This is a genomic window from Yoonia sp. F2084L, from assembly GCF_023015625.1.
GTDB lineage: Bacteria > Pseudomonadota > Alphaproteobacteria > Rhodobacterales > Rhodobacteraceae > Yoonia.
Window position 1 is genome coordinate 1103824 of the sequence record NZ_JALKAH010000001.1, and the last position, 7256, is coordinate 1111079.

General features: G+C 49.7%; 5 protein-coding genes. All 5 read left to right on the forward strand.

What is annotated here, in order from left to right; translation table 11 throughout:
* Positions 1-156 precede the first annotated feature (156 nt).
* On the forward strand, positions 157-1284 hold the full coding sequence (locus MWU60_RS05450; RefSeq protein WP_247226114.1) for a site-specific integrase: 1128 nt from the start codon (positions 157-159) through the stop codon (positions 1282-1284).
* 91 nt (positions 1285-1375) lie between these two features.
* Positions 1376-1564, forward strand: coding sequence for an AlpA family phage regulatory protein (locus tag MWU60_RS05455; RefSeq protein WP_247226115.1), 189 nt, complete (start codon positions 1376-1378; stop codon positions 1562-1564).
* Between the two features lie 308 nt (positions 1565-1872).
* Positions 1873-4218, forward strand: coding sequence for an ATP-binding protein (locus MWU60_RS05460; protein ID WP_247226116.1), 2346 nt, complete (start codon positions 1873-1875; stop codon positions 4216-4218).
* The gene (locus tag MWU60_RS05465) at positions 4215-5153 is read left to right on the forward strand and encodes a response regulator (protein WP_247226117.1); all 939 of its coding nucleotides are present in this window, start codon (positions 4215-4217) and stop codon (positions 5151-5153) included. The genes MWU60_RS05460 and MWU60_RS05465 overlap by 4 nt, the downstream gene beginning before the upstream one ends.
* A 1702-nt stretch (positions 5154-6855) precedes the next feature.
* Positions 6856-7256: replication-relaxation family protein (locus tag MWU60_RS05470; protein WP_247226119.1), on the forward strand; the 401-nt coding region annotated here is incomplete at its 3' end.

A 7256-nucleotide genomic window follows, 5' to 3' on the forward strand; every position in this document is an offset into this window, starting at 1 on the left:
GAACCGCGGACCTACTGATTACAAATCTGTTTATGCGGATTTCCATACCTGAACATATCAGCTCATTTTCCCTATATTATATAGCTATTTACGTGTATCGTATGAACATAGCTGACCATAGAAAACCGCTCATACGCGAGTGATTTGAGAGCCTAGATGAGCCTAACCGACCTACAGATTAAACGTCTGAAGGCCCCCGAAAAAGGGCAGAAGACATACTATGATAACGCCCTGCCCGGCTTTGGGGTCAGGGTGTCTCAAGGCGGCACGAAGACATTTGTTGTGCTTTATGGCAAGGATCGCCGTCGCCGCTCATTGGGGCGCTATCCTGGCTTGTCACTATCCGAGGCCCGTCATCTGGCCAAGCAAGCGCAGGTGGATATCACCTTAGATGAGCAAAGTCCACGAAGCGCACTGCCAAAAGTTTCGTTCGCAATCGCCCGATCCAAATTCTTGGCAGATTGTGAAGTGCGAACAAAACCTCGGACCGTCGAAGAATACCGTCGCTTACTCAATCGCCACTTCCACTTTGAGTGTAACATTACTGACCTGTCACGCCACGACATCGCGTCTGTGGTGGAAAAACTGAAAGCCAAGCCATCAGAACAACAGCATGCATTTGTAGCGATCAGAACGATGTTGAATTGGTGCGTGAAGCGTGGGTATCTTGATCTAGCCCCAGTCCCGCCAATGACTTTCAAAACGCGACCCCGTGAACGCATTCTGAGCGATCAAGAGTTGGTCTCCGTCTGGCAACGGGCCAGTGAATTTGGCTATCCCTACGGACCTATCGTTCAGCTTCTCATCCTCACTGGCCAACGCAAAGGGGAAGTGGTCGGCCTGCGTCGAAGCTGGTTGGCAGACGGAAAGATCGTATACCCGTCTGAGTTTGTGAAGAATAAGCGATCTCACATCATACCTGTGGGACCGGAGGCTATGGAACTGATCAACAGCCTGCCCCGTGACGCAGACTTAATCTTCCCATCGCGATTTGAGGACGACAAGCCTTTCAACGGGTTTTCAAAGTGCAAAGCATCCTTTGATCAAGGCCTAGAGGTCGAGCCATACACGCTGCATGACCTTCGACGGACTTTCAGCAGCAATATGGCAAGGCTGGGAACGCCGATCCATGTCACTGAACGAATACTGAACCACGTCTCGGGCACGATCAGTGGGGTAGCGGCGGTGTACAACCGTCATGCGTACATGGATGAGATGCACGAGGCCTTTGTGCAGTATGAACAGCACTTGTCAGGAATCCTTAAGGCGCAATCCAAATCTTGATATACAATTATAAGCTGCTAGCCTACAGCTTCCTCGGGGAATTTGTCGAAACCCGAGCATCGCGATGCTCTTCTATCTAGGAGAGATCGTGATGAGAATACTGTCAAAACGCCAGGTCAAGGAGTTGGTTTTGTACTCACCGCAACACATCGCACGTCTGGAAAAGGCAGGCCTATTCCCCAAGCGGGTACAGCTGGGCCCGAACCGTGTGGGTTGGGTTGAAAGTGAGGTGCGAAAGTGGCTTGAGCAACGCCTGGCGCAACGAGAAGTGCTGATCTGACACTCCTGAAAGGGAGCTGGGTGGTCGGGGTTGCAAACCTGGCCACCCGACAGTGCCGGCCCAAAGCTGCCCGCCGGACGTTGAATGTGATGCTGCGGTGCGGCCTACCATTGCCTACGTTCGCCAACACCGGGAAACCTGAAGTTGCGGTTTTAGCGCAAGCCCCCCCGAACCGGAGTTTCGCCCTCCGTGTAGGGCCTCGAGAGGACTTGAACTTCAAGAATGGTTTGACCAATGACTCAAAACCTTAGCCACGGTATTCAAACTACAGACTGGACTTGGCTCTCCTGATAGCAGAGTTTCACATCATGACCATTCAAAGACCTTTCAAAGTAAGCACACATCTTAAGGACGTAATCGGACGCGATCTGGTTACGAATGAATTTGTCGCTATCTTTGAACTCGTAAAGAACTCAGTGGACGCAGGTGCTACCCTAATCCAACTTGAGATAGACCCTCAGTCAGACGCAATTCGGATTGTCGATGATGGCAAAGGGATGAACGTTGATGACATAACCGAGAAATGGCTGTTCGTGGCCTATTCAGCGAAAGCTGACGGAAGCGAAGATGATGGCACCGGAGACTACCGAGATAAGATCAAGTCCGTCGGTGGCTACGCAGGCAGCAAAGGTATTGGTAGATTTTCCTGCGATACGTTGGGCTCATCACTTGAGCTGTTTTCCAGATCGAAAAAGACCTCTTCTACCGCTGTTGGGCTTTCAGTTGATTGGGAAAAATTCGAACTTGATAGCAAGGACGAGTTCAAAAATGTTCTTGTAGACATAGACGAACACACTGATTTCCCCAGTTTGGGCGCAGCAACAGCGCCAAATGGCACCGGAACAGTCCTGGAGATCAGTGGACTACGCCATCACTGGGACGAAGCTAACCTAAAGAAGTTGCGGGCCTATCTTGCCAAGCTGATCGATCCATTTGGGACCACGGATTCAGTCAATGTTGTTACATATCTCATCGGTTCGGATGAACACGACGACGAATTGAACGGCCCTATTGGCAACAACATTGCAGATGTCCTTCGCGGCAAGACATCACGAATCAAAGTCACCATAGAAAAAGGAAAGGTTGTTACTGAGCTCGTTGATCGTGGTCGCAGAATCTACAAAATCTCAGAACCCAACCCTTATTCGGAATTGGATAGATGTGATGTTTCCGGGGAGGTTTTCTACCTAAATCGAAGCGCGAAAGCTACATTCGGACATCGCATGAAGGTCACTTCCGTCGAATTTGGGAGTATTTTTCTTTTCTTGAACGGATTTCGGATTTTTCCAATTGGTGAAGAGCGAGACGACACATTCGGCCTCAACCGGAGAAAACAACAGGGCACATCAAGATATCTAGGCACTAGAGATGTCTTAGGCAGGGTCGACGTTGGTGCCCCTCCGAAGATGTTTCGAGAAGCGTCGAGCCGCGATGCAGGCTTAATCGAAGATGCCAACAGCAGAGCCCTTTTCGACGCCATTCTCGAAAAAATGATCAAGCGCCTTGAGCGCTATGTTGTTGGGGTTAACTGGAAAGACAAAGCTGATCAGGGGCGAGATACACCTGAAGGACTTGAAGGCGATCCAGCGAAGGCCAGAATTCTTCAAATCGTCGGCGGTCTTGCCCGCACCAAAGAGTTGGAGATACTAGATTTCGATCAGGACATTCTTGACCTAGCCGATGCTAAGGAAGCCGCCACGGAGAAGGCACTGTCAGACCTCATTTCCATCGCGGAAAGAGATGGCGACACCGAACTTTTGAAACGTATTGAGCAAACCCGAGCGAGAATTGCTGAGCTCGAGAAATCAGAGGCGGAAGCTCGAAAAGAGGCCAGCCGAGTTGCCGAGGAACGGGCAAAGTCAGACGCGCTGATTGTTAAGCTTGAAAAGCAATCTCGTTACTTGGCTGCCAGCCAAAACTTGGATGCCGAGCGCATCCAGCTATTGCTGCACCAAGTAAACATCTATTCTGGCCATGTGGCGTCAAGCACCACCCGAGGACTAAATAGTGCTCAAGAAGCGATGAAGATGCTTGCTGATGCGGACGATATGGACCCTGACGATTTTCAGGATTTAGCTGGTGCACTGAGAACAAACCTGCGCACGCTCATGGATGATTTTTCTTATATTCGTCTTGAAAACAATCGGCTTCAGACCATTTCGCGATTCGCTCCAAACATCAAAGTTGACCTTGAAACAAGCCACATTCAAGGAGACATTATTGAGTACTTGGGCGAGTATTTTGCAGTGATGTTGGCGGATTCTGGAAGAGCCCCAAGAGTTCACTTTGACTCCAAAGTTGAAACGCTAGAGTGCGAATTTTCGCCATTTGACCTGGCAGTGGTTGTAGATAATTTGGTCGACAACGCCAGAAAAGCGAAGGCCCTAGAAATCTGGTTTACAGCTCAGCCATCTCAGAGCAAGGGCAAGCTTGAGCTTCGGGTACACGATGACGGTCAAGGCCTCGACATAGATAAAATTGATCGAGATCGGATTTTTGAAAAGCACTATAGTGGCACGCACAACGGAACAGGCCTTGGCCTATTCCATGTTGCGCAGGTCCTACAAGAGATGGGTGGCAGCATCAGGTTTGACCCAAAATCAGATAGTGTTCGGGCCGATTTCATTATTACCATTCCGGAGAAAGCCACGTGAAACTTCAATTTGGACTACTTTGGATTGAGGACAATTTCTCGGAACAAGAAGAGGCAGAGATTAGGTCAGGCGCTGCCGATGCAGGCTTCGAGTTAGAAATCACCAACTCAAAAGACGGATCGGATCTTGATGCGTTGTCAGAGCATCAAGCAAAGTTTCATGCGTTCGATCTGATCTTGCTGGATTTAAAGCTGGCTGGTGGCGTATTGGGCGACCAACTTGCTCCACGGGTTCGAGAGTTGTTTCGTTCTACACCAATCTTGTTTTACAGCGGCAGCGAAAGCGAAAACGATCTGCGTAATCGTATGGCAAATGAGCGGATTGAAGGTGTGTATTGTGCTCACAGGGTTGACGGAACTAAGTTCACGACCCGCGCAGCCGAACTGATACAAGACTATGCGCACACATTGAACAGACTATCTGGAATGCGCGGACTAGCAATGGAAGTTGTGGCTGAAGTGGATGTGATCTGCCGTGAGGTCATTTTGGAACTCGCCGTCGGAGAGAATGAAGAGTTTGCTGCCGGATTTCTCGATAAGGCAGTTTGCGACCAGTCTGACGCAAACAAAGAGACCTTTCCAACACTCAAGGACGTGTCAACGCGAATTGATCATCCAGCAACGGATAGCATGAAGGCCTTCAATCTGTTTAGGAAGTTACTGCGAAAACACATAGCCAACCTGCCCAATGGAGTGGCAAAAGACAAACTAAGCGCGCTTCGAGCGGCAACAAGGGATTACCGCAAAAGTGTCTTAGATGTCAGGAACGTTCTGGGGCATGCACTTGAAGACCGAAATGACAAAGGTTGGCTAATTCTAGACAGAAACGGGAAGCCTTTCATGACCATCGACGACTTCCCAGGCCATCGGAGCACCTTCCTTAGCCAATTGAGAGCAGTCCGGCAGATTTCGGATATCTTGATCACGAAGGACTGACGCAATGGTTTCACCAATAGCTCTTGCCAGAAGCGGCGGGACCGCATTCCCAACCTGAGTATACCGTGGGCAATCGTGCTTCCTTCTGTGTCCTCCAGTCGTATATGGTCCGCAAAACTTAAACCAATCCGGAAAAGACTGTATCCGGGCATGCTCACGAACGGTCATTGTTCTGGGCTCACTGTAGTGGACAAGATCATCTGGTAGCGTCGTAATGGTCGGAGCAGGCTGAGCAGGGTCAAGCGGGGTAATGGAGCGTTTTTTAATCCCAAACCGTTCCCTATCTTCTGAGGATATACATTGACCAGGGCTGCAGTTCTCCAAAATATCCTTAAACCGTTCAACAAGGCGATCAGAATGGCGGGCCAACCTCATATCCGATGGTTTTCCAGGCCAACCATCTCTCATCAACCGCAAATACGCGGACTTAATCTTTGGAGCCTTATAATCCAAAGCCTTAAACCCGCGTGACCCAAAATCAGGGTCGTCGACTAGATCACCAGCTAACGTCTCCAAATCAGCCAATGCTTCCAGAGTAGACGTTGGCTTCAGACTGAGGCCGAGCTTCTGTAAGAAGTGTCTTCTGCCTACTTTGAGACGCACGATTGGGTTGACCCCGGGCAAGGATCCTTTTTCAATACCTATTAGCAGGTATCTTGGCCTCCGCTGTGGCACCCCGAAGTCTGAAGCTGGAAGGATCGTCTCAAAAGCATCGTAGCCAAGCTCATTCAACTTTGCTTTGGCAAAGCTTGGATAGTCGCTGTGCGCTTCGTGGGGCATTGAGGCAAAGCCTTGGACATTCTCTAAGAGAACAGCTCGTGGCCGCACTAATTCAACGAAATCGAAATATGCGTTTATCATTTGACTTCGAGGATCCGAAGGGTCTCGCCGCCCATTCATGCTGAATCCTTGGCAAGGTGGGCCGCCTGCAACAAGGTCAACTTGCCCACCAAGCTGCTTCAATTCAGCCTTCTTGCCATTTACCACGTCGAGAATATCATGTGCGCACTGATCAAGCCACTTAGGCCATCTTTGCTGATACTCCTTTCCGAGGACTAAGTTGCGATGATACGTGGCGTAAGCATGGGGGTGAGCCTCGATCGCAAACAAGTGCTTAAAGCCTGCTTGCCCTAGCCCCAACGACAGCCCACCGCATCCCGCAAAAAGATCAATACAAGTATAGTTCATAGCCGCCTTCTACTCGTAAATTTCACTTGATGTCCAGGCCCTAACACTTGATCTGTTCCTGATTTCTTCTTGACAATTAAGCTGTCGGATCACGAATTGCACTTCCGGTTGCGCGAGCGACTAAGGCCACTACACGACCTTGTCGTCTCAGTGATCGTCATGCAAGCGACCGATATCAGCTCTTGCGAAAGAAAAATTCTATGTTGCTTTCCTAAGGGTAAAGCGACTTGGACACTAATCAACTTCAAGGATGCACGCTCCAAAGCCCCACTCTTTTTTCTTGCACCTATACCGAATGGCTGCAGACCACCCTGCGACACGCTTATCACGGCAGTCAAAAATCGTACAGCATTGGCAGGGCGGGCGGGATTAATGATCTAATGATCTAATGATCTAATGATCATTAATTTCGGACCCAGTATATCGCGTAAGTTACTGATTTATATAAATTCATACAACTTGACAGATCGGTACGAAATCCGAAACGATTTCTGCAACCTGTGCGAGAATCAGTTTGTCACCAGTCAACCCTTTATCGATTTCTGACGTCACCCTGCGGGCATTATCGGCGATTAACGCATACCGATACCTGACGGTCGTGCAGGTCGCCACGATCACTGGCGTCAACACAAAATCTGCTTCAGAAATGCTATTGCGGCTAGAACGCCACGGGCTGCTTGATCACTTTGGCAACGTTGGGATCAGGGGGTACGGCAAGACGCCCAAGGTGTACTTTCTAACCAGACGTGGGCATGCGGTTTTCTCCGAAGAGATGGAAGCTCTTGGTCAGTCTGAACCGCGCCGGGTTTGCCGGAGGCTCCAACTCATGAGTAGGATGGAGCATCATGACAAAGACAACGAACAAGTATTCACCAGAAGTCCGCGAACGCGCTGTACGGATGGTATTGGATGGCG